Origin of the sequence: Microbacterium sp. CSI-V (assembly GCF_001984105.1) — a bacterium.
Classification (GTDB): Bacteria; Actinomycetota; Actinomycetes; order Actinomycetales; family Microbacteriaceae; genus Microbacterium.
The window spans coordinates 898,673-912,570 of the sequence record NZ_MTQM01000009.1 but is presented as its reverse complement, the minus strand read 5'-3'; the positions used below and the strand labels follow the sequence as shown (position 1 = coordinate 912,570).

Here is a 13,898-nt window from a genome sequence, read left to right as displayed (position 1 = left end):
GGAACGGGTGGGAACGGAGGAGGGGTCAGCTGGCGATGGCGTCGGTGAGCTTGGCGTAGGCCGCGGGGCGACGGCGACGGATCCACGCGGCCTGGACGTATCCGAAGACCGGGAAGGCCGCGACCAACGCGAGGAGCGACCACGTCACCGCCCCGAAGGTCGGTGCGCCCGTGGCATCCATGTCGCCGACCATGATCGGGAAGTAGACGACGATGATCACCGCCGAAGCCAGCAGACCGACGAAGCCCAACGCGGGGGCGACGACGGTGTTCCACACGCGCCGGTCGGCGCGGTTACGGGCGAAGTACACGATCACGGCGATCGAGGTGACGGCCATCAGCAGCGCGATCGCGAGGGTCGCCACGCCGGCGAACCACGTGAACACCTGCAGCAGCGGGTCGAGGTTCAGCACCGCGAAGACGGCCGTCAGCACCGCGGCGGTCACCGTCTGGGCGACGGAGGAGGCGTGCGGTGAGAGGTGACGCGCGTGGACACCGGCGAGGCGGTCGGGGAGGACTCCCGCGCTCGACATCGCGTGCTGGTAGCGAGTGAGCACGTTGTGGAAGGACAGGACGCACGCGAACATCGAGGTCAGCAGCAGGACGTTGACGATGATCTCGCCGACGCTGCCGAGGTAGATCGCGACGGTGCGGAGCATCAGCGTGCCCGGGTCGGCGGCGGCCTCCATGATCCCGCCGGGGCCCCAGGCCATGACGAGACCCCACGAGGCCAGCGTGTAGAAGACGCCGATGCCGATCACCGCGACGTAGGTGGCGCGAGGGATCGTGCGGTCGGGGTCGCGCGCCTCGTCGCGGAAGATCGCGGTGGCCTCGAACCCGATGAAGGCGGCGATCGCGAACATCAAGCCGACGCCGGGCGATCCGCTCAGGACGTTGGCGGGCTCGAACGGCGCCGCGCTCAGGCCCTCGGGTCCGCCGTCGATCATGACGGCCGCCACCAACGCGAGCACGATCGCGACTTCGGCCACCAGGAGCACGCCGAGCACCTTGCTCGAGAGGTCGATGTGCCGGTAGCCCAGGATGCCGACGAGCCCGACGACCGCGAGCGCGTACAGCCACCAGGCCAGGTCGGGACCGCCGAGGGAGACGACGGTGATCTCCAGCAGGTAGCCGATGTAGCCGTACACCGAGACCTGGATGGTGGTGTAGGTGAGCATCGCCGTCCACGCCGCGGCCAGCCCGGACGGACGCCCCAGGCCGTACCCGATGTACGTGAAGAAGGCGCCGGGTCGCGGGACGTGGCGGGTCATCGCGGCCAACCCGACCGAGAAGAACAGCAGGATGACGGCGCTGATCGCGTACAGGCTCGGGAACCCCGCGCCGTTTCCGATCAGGATGCCGAGAGGCGCGGCCCCGCCGACGACGGTGAGCGGTGAGGCGGCGGCGACCACCATGAAGACGATCGCCGTGACGCCCAGGGAGCCGCGCAGGGTCCGCGACGGCGCGTCGGCGGTGCCCTTCGATTCGAGCTGGGTCATGTCTGTGCCTTTCGGTTCGGGTGTGGTTCTCGAGGTTCCTCCCGCGGCGTTGCGGCCCGATGTGGCCGAGGTGAAAGTGCCCGCACCGCGACTGAGACACTCGCCGGTCCGGTGTCCCACTCGGGGATACCGGGACGAAACATGCGCGTCGTTCAGGGGCAACGGCCCGGGCGTACGGTCGCTGCGAGCACCCGGGGAGCACCATGACCGCACTTGCCCGCGCCATCGCACGGCCCACGCCCGTCGCCGGATTCGGCGCGCGTTCGCCGCTGCACGGGCTCGAACGCCGATCGATCGGCATCCTCGACCTGGCCGCGCAGTCGGTGGCCGCCGTCGCCCCCGCCGCGGCGGCCACGACGGTCGTGCTGATGGTCGCCGGCGTAGCCCCCGGCAGCACGGTCGCGGCGATCGTCGTGGCGGCGCTGCTGAGCTTCGGCGTCGCGCGTACGGTCTCGCAGTTCGCGCGCCGGTTCGCCGCCGCCGGGGCGCTGTACACCTACACCGCTCGGGGGCTCGGCACCCGCGCGGGACTCGGCGCCGGCGCCGCCATCGTGGTGGGCTACGCCGCGATCGCGATGTTCTCGCTGCTCGGCTGCGCGTACTACCTCGCGTACCTCCTGGGCGGCCTGTGGCCGACGGTCCCGTCCGGGGCGGCGGTCACGATCGCGCTCGTGGTCGAGGCGCTCGCGGTCGCCGCGGTGCTGGTGGCCGGCATCCGTCTGTCGGCACGGGTGGCGCTGGTCGTGGAGGCGGCGTCGGTCGTGCTCATCGTCGTGCTGCTCGGGACGCTTCTGTTCTTCATCGGTCCGGTCGACGTGGCCGCCTCGCTCGCGCCCGGTCCCTTCGACCCGGTCGCGCTCGCCGCGGGCGCCGTGGTCGCGGTGACGGCCTTCGTGGGGTTCGAGTCCGCCGCGACCCTCGGGGTGGAGTCGGTCGCGCCGTTGCGCAACGTCCCGCGCGCGATCACGGGCACCGTGCTCATCTCCGGCGGCGTCTACGTCCTCGCCGCCGTCACCCAGGTGTCGGGGTTCCACGCGCTCGGGAGGGACCTGGCCGCCAGCGCCTCGCCCGTGAACGACCTCGCGGGCACCTTCGGGCTGGGACCGTGGGGCGTGGTCGCCGACGTCGGGATCGCGGCATCCTTCCTCGCGTGCGCGATCGGGTCGATGACCGCTCTCGTCCGCGTGCTCTTCGCCATGAGCCGCGACGGCGTTCTGCCCGCGCGGATCGGTCGCACCCACCCGAGGCTGCGCACGCCTGTGGCGGCGACCCTCACGGCTCTGCCGATCGTGGCGGGTGTGCCCCTGCTGCTGTCGGTGGCGGGAGTCGACCCGCGTGAGGCGATGCAGGTGACTCTCGCGGTAGGGGCCACGGGATACATCTGCGCGTACGTCCTGGTGTGCGTCGCGGCTCCGGTGTTCCTCCGCCGCATCGGCGAGTTCACGATCGCGCCCGCGATCACGGCGGGCGTGTCGGCCGTCGCACTGGTGGCTGCCCTCGTGGCGTTCCTCGTGGTCGGATCCGATCGGATCGGCGCGGTGTGCGTCGCCGTCATCGCGGTGGCGGCGGTCGGCTTCGTGGTCGTCGCGGGGCGGCGGCTCGGGTCGCGGCCTCTGGGGGCGTACGACGAGCCCGTCGCGGCGCAGGTGCTCGGGGGCGTCGCACCGCCGGGGAGGGGCGGCCGGTGAGCGAGCGGGCCGGGCTCGCGGCGCGCCAGCCCGGTGCCGTGCGTTCCGCGCTCGCGGTGCTCGAGGCCGTGGCGCACCTGGGTGCGGGAGTCAGCGCGCAGCGCATCTCGGCCGAGCTCGGTCTGCCTCGGGCCACGACCTACCGGTTGCTCAACCTCCTCGTCGAGGACGAGTACCTCGTGCGCACCCCTGACCTCACCGGTTTCGCGCTCGGCGCCCGTGTCGCGCACTTGACGGGAGTCGTCTCCGCGCCGCCTCGGCTTCCGACCGCCGCGCGTGCGGTGCTCGCCGAGGCGCGGCGCACCGTCCGGGGCGGCGTGCACGTCGTGCTGTTCGTCGACGGGCGCCTGGTCGTCGTCGACACCGACCCCGACTTCCCGCTGTCGGACGAAGCGCGACTGGTACGCGAACCCGGGCGCTACGCGCTGGGTCGCCTGCTGCTCGTCGCGCTCGGCGGGGCGGTCGACGCCGACGTCGAGACCGATCTCGTCCGCTTCGGCGCCGTGCGGCAGAGCGGCGAGGTGACCGCCACGACCGGATGCCTGGCCCTCCCGATCCGCGACGACACCGGAGCGGTGGTGGGCGCCGTCGGGTTCTCCGGTGCGCGCCACCGCGTGGACGAGCCGGCGGAGGTCATCCGCTCCCTCGAGCCGGCGGTGCGCGCCCTCACCCCGCTCGTGGTGTGAGGGCGGCGCGCGTCGGGTAGACTCGTGTCGGCTCTCCGCGCGGCGGCATCCAGGCCAACTCCCCCAGGACGGAAACGTAGCAAGGGTAACCAGGCTCTACCGGGTGCGCGGAGAGTCTTCTCATGCCCGGGCGACTCCGGATGCCACGCCTCAGCGCCGGGCGAACGGCCCGTCGATCACCGCCCACTGCAGCAGCATGATGGTCTTGGCATCCTGGATCCCGCCGTCGCGGATCATGCGCAGGGCGACGTCGATGTCGTACTCGAGGATCTCGATCTCCTCGCCCTCGTCGATGAGGCCGCCGCGGTCGCCCTCGCGACTCGCGCCGTCGTACGCGGCGGCGAAGAAGTGCAGACGCTCGGTGACCGACCCCGGGCTCATGTACACCTCGAACACCGGCTCGACCTCGGTCACGCGGACGCCGGTCTCCTCCTCGGCCTCGCGGCGGATCGCGGTGACGGGGTCGTCGTCGTCCAGGAGTCCCGCCGCGGTCTCGATCAGCATCCCGTCGGGGTGGTCGTTCACGTACACGGGGTAGCGGAACTGGCGGGTGAGCAGCACGGTGCGCCGGTCGGGGTCGTAGAGCAGGATCGTCGCGCCGTTCCCGCGGTCGTAGGTCTCGCGCGTCTGGGTGGTCCACTCCCCGTCGTCGCCGCGGTAGCGGAACGTCGTCGCGCGCAGGACGTGCCAGCCGGCCGCGAGGAGCTCGACGTCCGCGACCTCGACGCGGGGGTTGCGGTCCAGGTCGCGGCCGGTGAGGTGCAGGCCGGTGCGGCCACGATGGTCGGGGACGGTGGTGCCGGGCAGGTCGGGTGTCGTGCTCACGAGGCGAGCCTAGAACGCGCATCCCGATCCCTCGATGCCGAGGCAACCCCAACGGGATGTCACCCTGCCCGCCTAGGCTGGATGCCGTGACGCAGAGCATCTACATCACGTCGGCCGAGGGGCACTCGGGCAAATCCACCGTGGCTCTGGGCGTCCTCGACGCCCTCAGCCGCGTCTCGCCGCGTGTCGGCGTCTTCCGGCCGATCGCGCGCTCCACCGCGGAGCGCGACTACGTGCTGGAGATGCTGCTCGACCACGACGGCGTCGACCTCGCGTACGACGACTGCGTCGGCGTGACCTACGACGACGTCCGCGACGACGCCGACGCCGCGCTCGGCCGCATCGTCGAGCGGTACAAGGCCGTCGAGGCGCAGTGCGACGCGGTGGTCGTGATCGGCAGCGACTACACCGACGTCGGCAGCCCCGCCGAGCTGGCCTACAACGCCCGGATCGCCGCGAACCTCGGCGCTCCCGTGCTGCTCGTCCTGGGCGGTCGTGCGCAGCAGGGGCAGGGCGAGACGCTGGGCCTCTCCGTCGCCCGCACCGCCCAGGAGGTGGGGCAGATCGCGGCGCTCGCGATGCCCGAGCTGCTGCACGAGCGCGCCGAGGTGTTCGCCGTCGTCGTCAACCGCGCGGATCCCGACGAGCTCGACGCGGTCGTGGCCTCGGTACGTCAGGTCGTCGACGCCGCCGGCGCCGCGCGCGGCCGCACCGTGCCGGTGTGGGCGCTCCCGGAGGACCGCTTCCTCATCGCCCCCTCCATGCGCGGGGTGCTGCGCTCGGTCGAGGGCGAGCTGATCAAGGGCGACCCCGAGCTGCTCACGCGCGAGGTGCTGGGCGTGGTCGTCGCCGGCATGTCGATGGTGAACGTGCTGCCGCGTCTCATGGAGTCGGCGGTCATCGTCATCCCGGCCGACCGCACCGAGGTGCTGCTGGCGACGCTGCTGGCCAACGCCTCCGGAACGTTCCCGTCGCTGGCCGGCGTCGTGCTCAACGGCGGATTCGAACTGCCCGACACGATCGTCCGGCTCATCGACGGACTCGGTTCCTCGCTGCCGATCATCGCCACCGATCTGGGCACGTACGACACGGCCGTGCGCATCATGAACACGCGCGGTCGCCTGGCCGCCGATTCGCAGCGCCGGTACGACACCGCGCTGGCGATGTTCGAGCGCCACGTCGACACGAACCTCCTCACGCGCGAACTGGGCGTCGCGCGGCCGAGCGTCGTGACGCCGCTGATGTTCGAGTACGGCCTCGTCGATCGCGCGCGCAGCGACCGCCGCCGCATCGTGCTGCCCGAGGGCAACGACGACCGCGTGCTGCGCGCCGCCGCGACGGTGCTCTCGCGCGGTATCGCCGACCTGACGATCCTCGGTGAGCCGCTGGAAGTCCGGGGTCGGGCGATCGAGCTGGGCATCGACATCCGGGATGCCGAGGTGCTCAGCCCCTTCGACGCCGTCCACGTCGACAAGTTCGCGACCGAGTACGCGCGGCTCCGCGCCCACAAGGGCGTCACCTACGCGCAGGCCGCCGACACCGTCACCGACGTGTCGTACTTCGGCACGCTCATGGTGCACCTGGGTCTGGCCGACGGCATGGTCTCGGGGGCGGCCCACACCACGGCGCACACCATCCGCCCGGCGTTCGAGATCATCAAGACCGCCCCCGGGGTGTCGGTGGTGTCGAGCGTGTTCCTCATGGCCCTCGCCGACCGCGTGCTCGTCTACGGCGACTGCGCGGTGATCCCCGACCCCACGAGCGAACAGCTCGCCGACATCGCGGTCTCGTCCGCCGCGACCGCCGAGCAGTTCGGCATCGAGCCGCGCGTCGCGATGCTGTCGTACTCGACGGGGGAGTCGGGCACCGGCGCCGACGTCGAGAAGGTGCGCACCGCGACCGCCCTCGTGCGCGAGCGGGCGCCCGAGCTGCTCGTCGAGGGGCCGATCCAGTACGACGCCGCGGCCGACGCCGCGGTCGCCGCGGCCAAGATGCCCGGGTCCGAGGTGGCGGGGCGCGCGACGGTGTTCGTCTTCCCCGACCTGAACACCGGCAACAACACCTACAAGGCCGTGCAGCGCTCGGCCGGTGCCGTCGCCATCGGTCCGGTGCTGCAGGGCCTCAACAAGCCCATCAACGACCTGTCGCGCGGGGCGCTCGTCGACGACATCGTCAACACGATCGCGATCACCGCGATCCAGGCCCAGGGGAGCCCCGCGTGAGCGTCGTGCTGGTCGTCAACAGCGGTTCGTCGTCGTTCAAGTACCAGCTGCTCGACATGGAGCACGAGCGCGTCCTCGCCTCGGGACTGGTCGAGCGCATCGGCGAGGGGACGGGTGTCGCCACCCACACCGTGACCGCGGCGGCTCTGACCCCGGCGGACGGTCCCGCGCCGACGGTGGTGGATGCCACCTCCACCATCGAGCGCGAGATCCCCGACCACACGGCCGGGTTCGCCGTGATGCTCGAAGCCTTCCAGGCCCACGGTCCGTCGCTCGAGGAGCGGCCGCCGGTCGCCGTCGGGCACCGCGTGGTCCATGGCGGGGCGCGCTTCTTCGAGCCGACACTCGTGACCCCGCTCGTCGAGATCAACATCGACGAGCTCTCGGTGCTGGCGCCCCTCCACAACCCGGCGAACCTCGCCGGCATCGTCGCGGCGAAGAGGGCGTTCCCGGGCGTGCCGCACGTCGCCGTCTTCGACACCGCGTTCCACCAGTCGCTCGCCCCGGCGGCGTACACGTACGCGATCGACCGCGAGCTGGCCGAGGCGCACCGCATCCGTCGGTACGGGTTCCACGGCACGAGCCACAAGTTCGTCAGCGAGTCCGCGGCCGCGTTCCTCGGCCGCCCGCTCTCCGACCTCCGGCAGATCGTGTTCCACCTCGGCAACGGCGCATCCGTGACGGCGATCGAGGGCGGCCGGTCGGTCGAGACGTCGATGGGTCTGACGCCGCTCGAGGGCCTGGTCATGGGCACGCGTTCCGGTGACCTCGACCCCGCGGTCCTGCTGCAGCTCGCCCGTCGCGCCGACCTCTCGACCGCCGACCTCGACACGCTGCTGAACAAGCGGTCGGGACTCGTCGGCCTCGCCGGTGTGTCCGACATGCGCGACCTCACGGCCCGGTGCGACGCGGGCGACCCTGACGCCCAGCTCGCCTTCGACGTGTACATCCACCGGCTCCGCGCGTACGCGGGCGCCTACCTCGCGCAGCTCGGTGGCGTCGACGTCATCTCCTTCACGGCCGGCGTGGGCGAGAACGCCGCCCGCGTCCGCGCGGAAGCGGTGGCGACCCTGGGCTTCGCCGGTGTCGAGCTCGACCCCGAGCGCAACGAGACGCGGGCGCGCGGCATCCGACGGATCTCCACCGACTCCTCGCGGGTCGAGGTGCTGGTGGTGCCGACCAACGAAGAGCTCGAGATCGCCCGGCAGACCCTCTCGGTCGCGTCCTGACCGCCGCGGGGCTCAGCTGCCGGTGAGCCCCATGTGCACCTGGTAGCGGTCGCCGCGGTACCACGACGTGACGTACTCCACCGGCGTGGCGCCCGCGCGCGAACTGCGGCGGAACACCATGACCGCGGCGCCGGGGGCGACGCCGAGCGCGGCGGCGATGGGGCCGTCCACCGTCTCGGCCCACACGGTCTGCTCCGCGGTGTCGATGCGGACGCCGTAGTCCTCGGCCAGCACCCCGTAGAGCGAACCCGACAGGTCGCGCTCGCCGAGGTCGGGGGCGACGCGGCGGGAGTACCACCCTCGCTCGAGAGCCATCGGGATGCCGCCCGCCAGACGCAGTCGTTCGACCCACCAGGCCGACTCGCCCTCGTCGAGCCCGAGGGTCGCACGCACCTCCAGCGGCGGCACGGCGACCTCGGCCCGCTGGACCAGAGAGGTCGCGACCAGTCCGCGTCGCCGCATGTCCTCGGTGAAGGATGCCAGGTGCAGCTGCGACTGCACGCGCTCGCCCGCGACGAAGGTGCCCTTGCCCTGCACGGTGTAGAGCTTCTGCTCCTCGATCAGCTGCCGGAGGGCCTCGCGCACGGTCGCGCGGCTCACGCCGTATCGGGCGGTGAGCTCGCGTTCGGACGGGATGGCCGCGTGGGCGGGCCACGTGGTGCCGATGTCGGCGAGCAGGATCGCCCGCAGCTGGGCGTGCTTGGGGATCGGGCCGGAGGTCACGGCGGCCGGGGGAGCGTCGGCTGCGCGGGAGTGGGGCATGGCGGCGTCGACTTTCGGTATTGACACGGTCGACCGGGTCCCGTACTTTCACTGGTACGTACCAGTCCGAGCCAGTGGTCTGATCGTGCAGGGGGCGCTGTTCCCTCCCCAATCTATGACACGCCCGCTGGTTCGTACCGCCGAACCACCGATTCGCTGAGGAGTCCTCGTGGCCCACATCCTGTCCCCGCTCGCGGGCACCGTTCAGTCCCTGTCGGCCGTGCCCGACCCGCTCTTCGCCGCCGGGACTATGGGGCCGGGTGCGGCCATCGACCCGCCCGCCGAGGTCGTCGACGCCGTCGCCCCCGTCGACGGCACCCTTCTGCAGGTCTTCCCGCACGCGTTCGTCGTCGTGACCGACGACGGTCTCGGCGTCCTCGTCCACCTCGGCATCGACACCGTGCAGCTGGGCGGCGAGGGGTTCACGGCGTTCGCGGCGAAGGGGGACCGCGTCACCGCCGGCACCCCCGTCATCGCCTACGACGTGCCCGCCGTCCGCGCCGCCGGCCTGTCCACGATCGTGCCCGTCATCGTCCTCGAGCGTTCGCCCGAGGACATCGCGCTCGCCGCCGCCGAGGGCGCCTCGGTCCTCCCCGGCTCCCCGTTCCTCTCCGTCTGACCGCCGCCCGTTCCCCGCGTCCCGAAAGAGACCCCATGACCGTCACCGCCTCCACGCCGCGCCGGCGTTCGATCCCGGGCTTCGCCCAGATGCAGCGCCTGGGCAAGAGCCTCATGCTCCCCATCGCGGTGCTCCCCGCCGCCGGCATCCTGCTCCGTCTCGGTCAGCCCGACCTGCTCGGAAGCATCGACCTGCCCGTCATCGGGCCCTTCTTCCAGGCGATGAGCGCCGCGGGCGGGGCGCTGTTCGACAACCTCGCGCTGCTGTTCGCGGTCGGTGTCGCCATCGGCTTCGCGAAGAAGGCCGACGGCTCGACGGCGCTGGCCGCCGTCGTCGGCTACCTCGTGCTCTCGAACGTCTTCAAGGTCATGTCGCCGGTCGTGCTGGCGGGCCAGACGACCGCGGCGGGCGATCAGGTGCAGATCAACTACAGCGTGTTCGGCGGCATCGTCATCGGTCTGCTCACGGCGTGGCTGTTCGACCGGTACCACACCATCCAGCTGCCCTCCTACCTGGGCTTCTTCGGCGGACGCCGGTTCGTTCCCATCGTCGTCTCGCTCGCGAGCCTCGTCGTCGGGTTCGGGCTCAGCTACTTCTATCCGATCTTCGACACCGGCCTGACGGGTCTCGGCACCTTCATCGGCGGCACGGGCGCGATCGGCGCCTTCGTCTACGGGTTCGCCAACCGCATGCTCATCCCCGTCGGTCTCCACCACATCCTGAACTCGTACGTGTGGTTCCTGCAGGGGTCGTACACGAAGGGCGACGGCAGCGTCGTCACGGGCGAGCTCACCCGCTTCGCTGCGGGCGACCCCACCGCGGGTGCATTGACGTCCGGGTTCTACCCCATCCTGATGTTCGGTCTGCCCGCCGCTGCGCTCGCCATGATCCACCTGGCCAATCCCGCGCAGCGCAAGGCCGCGATCGGCATCCTGGGCGCCGCCGGTCTCACCGCCTTCCTGACCGGGATCACCGAACCGCTCGAGTTCGCCTTCATGTTCGTCGCGTTCCCCCTGTACGTGGTGCACGCGGTGCTCACGGGCATCTCGCTCGCCGTCGCCTACCTGCTCGACATCCACCTCGGGTTCTCGTTCTCCGCGGGGCTCTTCGACCTCCTCCTCTACGGCACGGCGCCCGCGGCGAACAACGTCTGGCTCCTGGTCGTCATGGGCGTGGTCTACTTCGGGGTCTACTACCTGCTGTTCCGCCTGGTGATCAAGCGGTGGAACCTGCGCACGCCGGGCCGCGAAGACCTCTCAGCACCGGCGTCCGACGGGCCGGAGCCGGATGCCGCCGCCCCGGCCACCGCCGCCACCCCCGCCGCCACGGCGGCGACGGCGACCGCCGACGACTCCACGGCCGAGCAGCTCATCGCCGCGTTCGGCGGACGCGACAACCTCGTGCACGTGGACGCGTGCATCACGCGCCTGCGCATGGAGGTGGCCGACCGCGCCCTCGTCGACCACGCGCGCCTGAAGCAGCTGGGCGCCGCGGGCGTCCTCGAGGTCGGCGACAACGTGCAGGCGGTGTTCGGCCCCCGGGCCGAGTCGCTGAAGAACGACATCCTCGAGGCGCTCTGATGGAGGTCGTCGTCGTCCCCACGGCCGAAGACGCCGCCGCCCTGGTCGCGGACGCCTACCAGGCTCTGCTCACCGCCACCCCGACCGCGGTCCTGGGGCTCGCGACCGGGTCCACGCCGCTGCCGCTGTATCGCGAGCTGATCCGCCGCCACCGCGAGGAGGGCCTCAGCTTCCGTGAGGCGCGCGGGTTCCTGCTCGACGAGTACGTGGGGCTCCCGCCCGGGCACCCCGAGAGCTACCGCCAGTTCATCCGCGCCGAGCTGGAGCGGCACGTCGACTTCGCCCCCGACGCGATCGTCGGGCCGGGGGATGCCGGCCGCGACCCGCTCGCGGCGGGACCCGCGTACGAGGAGGCCATCCGCGCCGCCGGCGGGATCGACCTGCAGATCCTCGGGATCGGGGCGGACGGACACCTCGCCTTCAACATGCCCATGTCGAGTCTGTCGAGCCGCACCCGGGTCAAGACGCTCACCCCGCGCACCCGGCAGGACAACGCGCGCTTCTTCGGCGGCGACGTCGACCTCGTCCCCACGCACTGCCTCACGCAGGGTCTGGCGACGATCCTCGACAGCCGTCACGCGATCCTGCTCGGCTTCGGTCGCGGCAAGGCGCAGGCGGTGCGCGAAGCGGTGGAGGGTCCGCTGTCGGCGCGGTGGCCCGCGTCGGTGCTGCAACTGCACCCGCACGCCACGATCGTGGTCGACGAAGATGCCGCGAGTCAGCTCGCCTTCGTCGACTACTACCGCACGACCTTCGCCGGCAAGCCCGCGGGGCAGGGACTGTGATGCGGCTGCGCGCCGCGCGGGCGCTCATCGCCGGGGCATTCGTCGGACCCGTCGTCGTGGAGGTCGTCGCGGGACGCATCCACCGGATCCGAGCCGCGGACGGCACGGAGGACGTCGACCACGACCTCGTCGACGGCACGCTCAGCGCGGGTCTTCTCGACCTGCAGGTCAACGGCTCGTTCGGGGTCGACGTCGCCGGGGCGGATGCCGAGGGCTGGAACACGCTCCTGTCCGGACTCGCCGCGCGCGGGGTCACCGGGATCGAGCCGACCGTCATCACCGCGCCGCTGCCCGACATCGCGGCATCCCTGGACCGGGTCGGGCGCGCCCGCCGGGCGTTCGCCGACGAGCCCGTCGCGCGCATCCTCGGGGCTCACCTCGAGGGGCCGTTCCTCTCGCCCGCCCGCAAGGGCGCGCACCGGGTGGCGTGCATGCTCCCCCCGAGCGCCGAGAACGTCGACGCGCTCCTGGCCGCCCCGGGGGTGCGTGACGCGCTCCGGACCGTCACCCTCGCCCCCGAGCTGCCCGGGGCCGTCGAGGCCACGCGCCGGCTGAGCGGTGAGGGGTACGTCGTGGCCGTCGGCCACAGCGACGCCACGGCCGTCCAGGTGTACGCGGCCGCGGATGCCGGTGCCACGATGTGCACCCACGTCTTCAACGCCCAGCGCCCGCTGAAGGCCCGCGAGCCGGGTGTGGCGGGCGCCGTCCTCGCCGACGACCGCTTCTTCGTCGGCACGATCCTCGATGCCCAGCACGTCGACCCGAGTGTGGTCGCGCTCGTGCTGCGCTCGGCCGGACGCCGCACCGTCGGGGTGACGGATGCCATCGTGACCGCTGGACTCGAACCCGACCAGTGGCACGAGTTCGGCGGTCAGCCGGTCGCCAACGACGCGCGGGGCCTCGGACGCCGCCCCGACGGCACGATCGCCGGTGCGGGCATCGTCCTGGACGAGGGGGTGCGTCGCATGATCGCCGCCGGGCTCGACCCGGCCGCGGTCCTCGCGGCCTGCACCGAGAACGCGGCGCGCTCGCTCGGACGCACCGACGTCGGTCATGTCGCGGAGGGTGCTCTCGCCGACCTCGTCTGGTGGGACGCCACGTGGCATCCGTCCCGGGTGTGGGTGGGCGGAAAGGCCCTCACGGTCCCGACGCGCTGACGACGCGACGGGGTCGCCCGCCACTACGCTGGGAGGGCGGCGCACCGTCGCGACCGTGAGTCCCGTCCTGCCATCTGGAGCCACCGTGACCGACAGCCGCGACCTGCCCGACCTCACCTCCTTCGACGCCGTACTGTTCGACCTCGACGGCGTGCTCACCCCCACCGCCGAAGTCCACATGCGGGCGTGGAAAGAGATGTTCGACGAGCTGTTCGCAGCGTGGGACATCCAGCCGCCGTACACCGACCGCGACTACTTCGACCACGTCGACGGCAAGAAGCGCTATGACGGCGTCGCGAGTCTGCTTCGCAGCCGTGACGTCGAGGTGCCCTGGGGCGACCCGTCCGACGACCCGTCGCTGGACACGGTCTGCGGTGTCGGCAACCGCAAGAACCTGGTGTTCTCGCGCATCCTGCGCGCCGAGGGCATCGCGCCGTACCCGGGCTCGGTCGCGCTGCTGGACATCCTTCAGGCCGCCGGCACGCCGATCGCGGTGGTGTCCAGCTCGAAGAACGCCGTCGAGGTCCTCGAGGCCGCCGGCATCCGCGACCGTTTCCCCGTCGTGATGGACGGCGTGGTCGCCGAACGCGACCACCTGGCATCCAAGCCCGCCCCCGACGTGTTCGCCGAGGCAGCGCGCATGCTGCGCGTCGACCCGGCCCGCTCGGCCGCCGTGGAGGACGCCACGAGCGGCGTCGCCTCGGCATCCGCCGCCGGCTTCGGACTCGTCGTCGGCGTCGACCGGGGCGTCGGCGCCGAGCACCTCGTCGCCGCGGGGGCCGACGTGGTCGTCGACGACCTCCAGGCGTTCGTAGACTGAGCCGTCGCCCCGCGCGACGCACCCGAA

12 protein-coding genes and 1 other RNA gene are annotated in these 13,898 nt (G+C 72.1%); 10 read left to right on the top strand and 3 right to left on the bottom strand.

Features of this window, described 5'->3' with window-relative positions; all coding sequences use genetic code 11:
- Positions 1–25 precede the first annotated feature (25 nt).
- Positions 26–1,498 (bottom strand): APC family permease, encoded by a 1,473-nt coding sequence (locus CSIV_RS15200; protein ID WP_077052181.1) that lies wholly within the window; start codon positions 1,496–1,498, stop codon positions 26–28.
- A gap of 203 nt (positions 1,499–1,701) precedes the next feature.
- On the opposite strand from CSIV_RS15200, the gene CSIV_RS15195 reads away from it, so the two are divergent.
- The 3 genes from CSIV_RS15195 (at position 1,702) to ffs (ending at position 3,995) form a co-directional block, all read left to right on the top strand.
- A complete protein-coding gene (locus CSIV_RS15195) occupies positions 1,702–3,186 on the top strand; it encodes an APC family permease (protein ID WP_077052180.1) in 1,485 nt (494 codons plus the stop codon).
- The gene (locus CSIV_RS15190; protein ID WP_077052179.1) at positions 3,183–3,872 is read left to right on the top strand and encodes a helix-turn-helix domain-containing protein; all 690 of its coding nucleotides are present in this window, start codon (positions 3,183–3,185) and stop codon (positions 3,870–3,872) included. The genes CSIV_RS15195 and CSIV_RS15190 overlap by 4 nt, the downstream gene beginning before the upstream one ends.
- Before the next feature lie 26 nt (positions 3,873–3,898).
- An RNA gene (ffs, locus tag CSIV_RS15185) (signal recognition particle sRNA small type) lies at positions 3,899–3,995 on the top strand.
- Between the two features lie 27 nt (positions 3,996–4,022).
- On the opposite strand, the gene CSIV_RS15180 is transcribed toward ffs, so the two are convergent.
- On the bottom strand, positions 4,023–4,697 hold the full coding sequence (locus CSIV_RS15180) for an NUDIX domain-containing protein (RefSeq protein ID WP_077052178.1): 675 nt from the start codon (positions 4,695–4,697) through the stop codon (positions 4,023–4,025).
- 86 nt (positions 4,698–4,783) lie between these two features.
- On the opposite strand from CSIV_RS15180, the gene pta reads away from it, so the two are divergent.
- Positions 4,784–6,919: a phosphate acetyltransferase gene (gene pta / locus CSIV_RS15175; RefSeq protein WP_077052177.1), complete on the top strand. Its 2,136-nt coding sequence runs from the start codon at positions 4,784–4,786 to the stop codon at positions 6,917–6,919.
- Positions 6,916–8,148, top strand: coding sequence for an acetate/propionate family kinase (locus tag CSIV_RS15170; protein ID WP_077052176.1), 1,233 nt, complete (start codon positions 6,916–6,918; stop codon positions 8,146–8,148). Before pta ends, CSIV_RS15170 begins: the two co-directional genes overlap by 4 nt.
- Positions 8,149–8,160: 12 nt before the next feature.
- On the opposite strand, the gene CSIV_RS15165 is transcribed toward CSIV_RS15170, so the two are convergent.
- A complete protein-coding gene (locus tag CSIV_RS15165; RefSeq protein WP_077052175.1) occupies positions 8,161–8,910 on the bottom strand; it encodes a GntR family transcriptional regulator in 750 nt (249 codons plus the stop codon).
- Positions 8,911–9,079: 169 nt separating this feature from the next.
- Here CSIV_RS15165 and CSIV_RS15160 point away from each other — a divergent pair, with 169 nt between their 5' ends.
- The 5 genes from CSIV_RS15160 (at position 9,080) to CSIV_RS15140 (ending at position 13,871) form a co-directional block, all read left to right on the top strand.
- Positions 9,080–9,529 (top strand): PTS sugar transporter subunit IIA, encoded by a 450-nt coding sequence (locus CSIV_RS15160; protein WP_077052174.1) that lies wholly within the window; start codon positions 9,080–9,082, stop codon positions 9,527–9,529.
- A gap of 35 nt (positions 9,530–9,564) precedes the next feature.
- Positions 9,565–11,109, top strand: a complete 1,545-nt coding sequence (locus CSIV_RS15155; RefSeq protein WP_077052173.1) for a PTS transporter subunit EIIC — start codon at positions 9,565–9,567, stop codon at positions 11,107–11,109.
- Positions 11,109–11,894 carry a glucosamine-6-phosphate deaminase gene (gene nagB / locus CSIV_RS15150; RefSeq protein WP_077052172.1) on the top strand — a complete coding sequence of 262 codons (786 nt, stop codon included), beginning with the start codon at positions 11,109–11,111 and terminating at the stop codon, positions 11,892–11,894. Before CSIV_RS15155 ends, nagB begins: the two co-directional genes overlap by 1 nt.
- Complete coding sequence (locus tag CSIV_RS15145; protein ID WP_083735167.1) at positions 11,894–13,051, top strand: N-acetylglucosamine-6-phosphate deacetylase; 1,158 nt, start codon at positions 11,894–11,896, stop codon at positions 13,049–13,051. Before nagB ends, CSIV_RS15145 begins: the two co-directional genes overlap by 1 nt.
- Positions 13,052–13,136: 85 nt before the next feature.
- Positions 13,137–13,871: an HAD family hydrolase gene (locus CSIV_RS15140; protein WP_077052171.1), complete on the top strand. Its 735-nt coding sequence runs from the start codon at positions 13,137–13,139 to the stop codon at positions 13,869–13,871.
- The last annotated feature ends 27 nt before the right edge of the window (positions 13,872–13,898 follow it).

Excerpts from the sequence above, each read along its gene's own strand:
- CSIV_RS15200 (WP_077052181.1), bottom strand. The coding sequence starts at position 1,498 with ATGACCCAGCTCGAATCGAAGGGCACCGCCGACGCGCCGTCGCGGACC.
- CSIV_RS15195 (WP_077052180.1), top strand. The coding sequence starts at position 1,702 with ATGACCGCACTTGCCCGCGCCATCGCACGGCCCACGCCCGTCGCCGGA.
- CSIV_RS15165 (WP_077052175.1), bottom strand. The coding sequence starts at position 8,910 with ATGCCCCACTCCCGCGCAGCCGACGCTCCCCCGGCCGCCGTGACCTCC.
- CSIV_RS15155 (WP_077052173.1), top strand. The coding sequence starts at position 9,565 with ATGACCGTCACCGCCTCCACGCCGCGCCGGCGTTCGATCCCGGGCTTC.
- nagB (WP_077052172.1), top strand. The coding sequence starts at position 11,109 with ATGGAGGTCGTCGTCGTCCCCACGGCCGAAGACGCCGCCGCCCTGGTC.
- CSIV_RS15145 (WP_083735167.1), top strand. The coding sequence starts at position 11,894 with ATGCGGCTGCGCGCCGCGCGGGCGCTCATCGCCGGGGCATTCGTCGGA.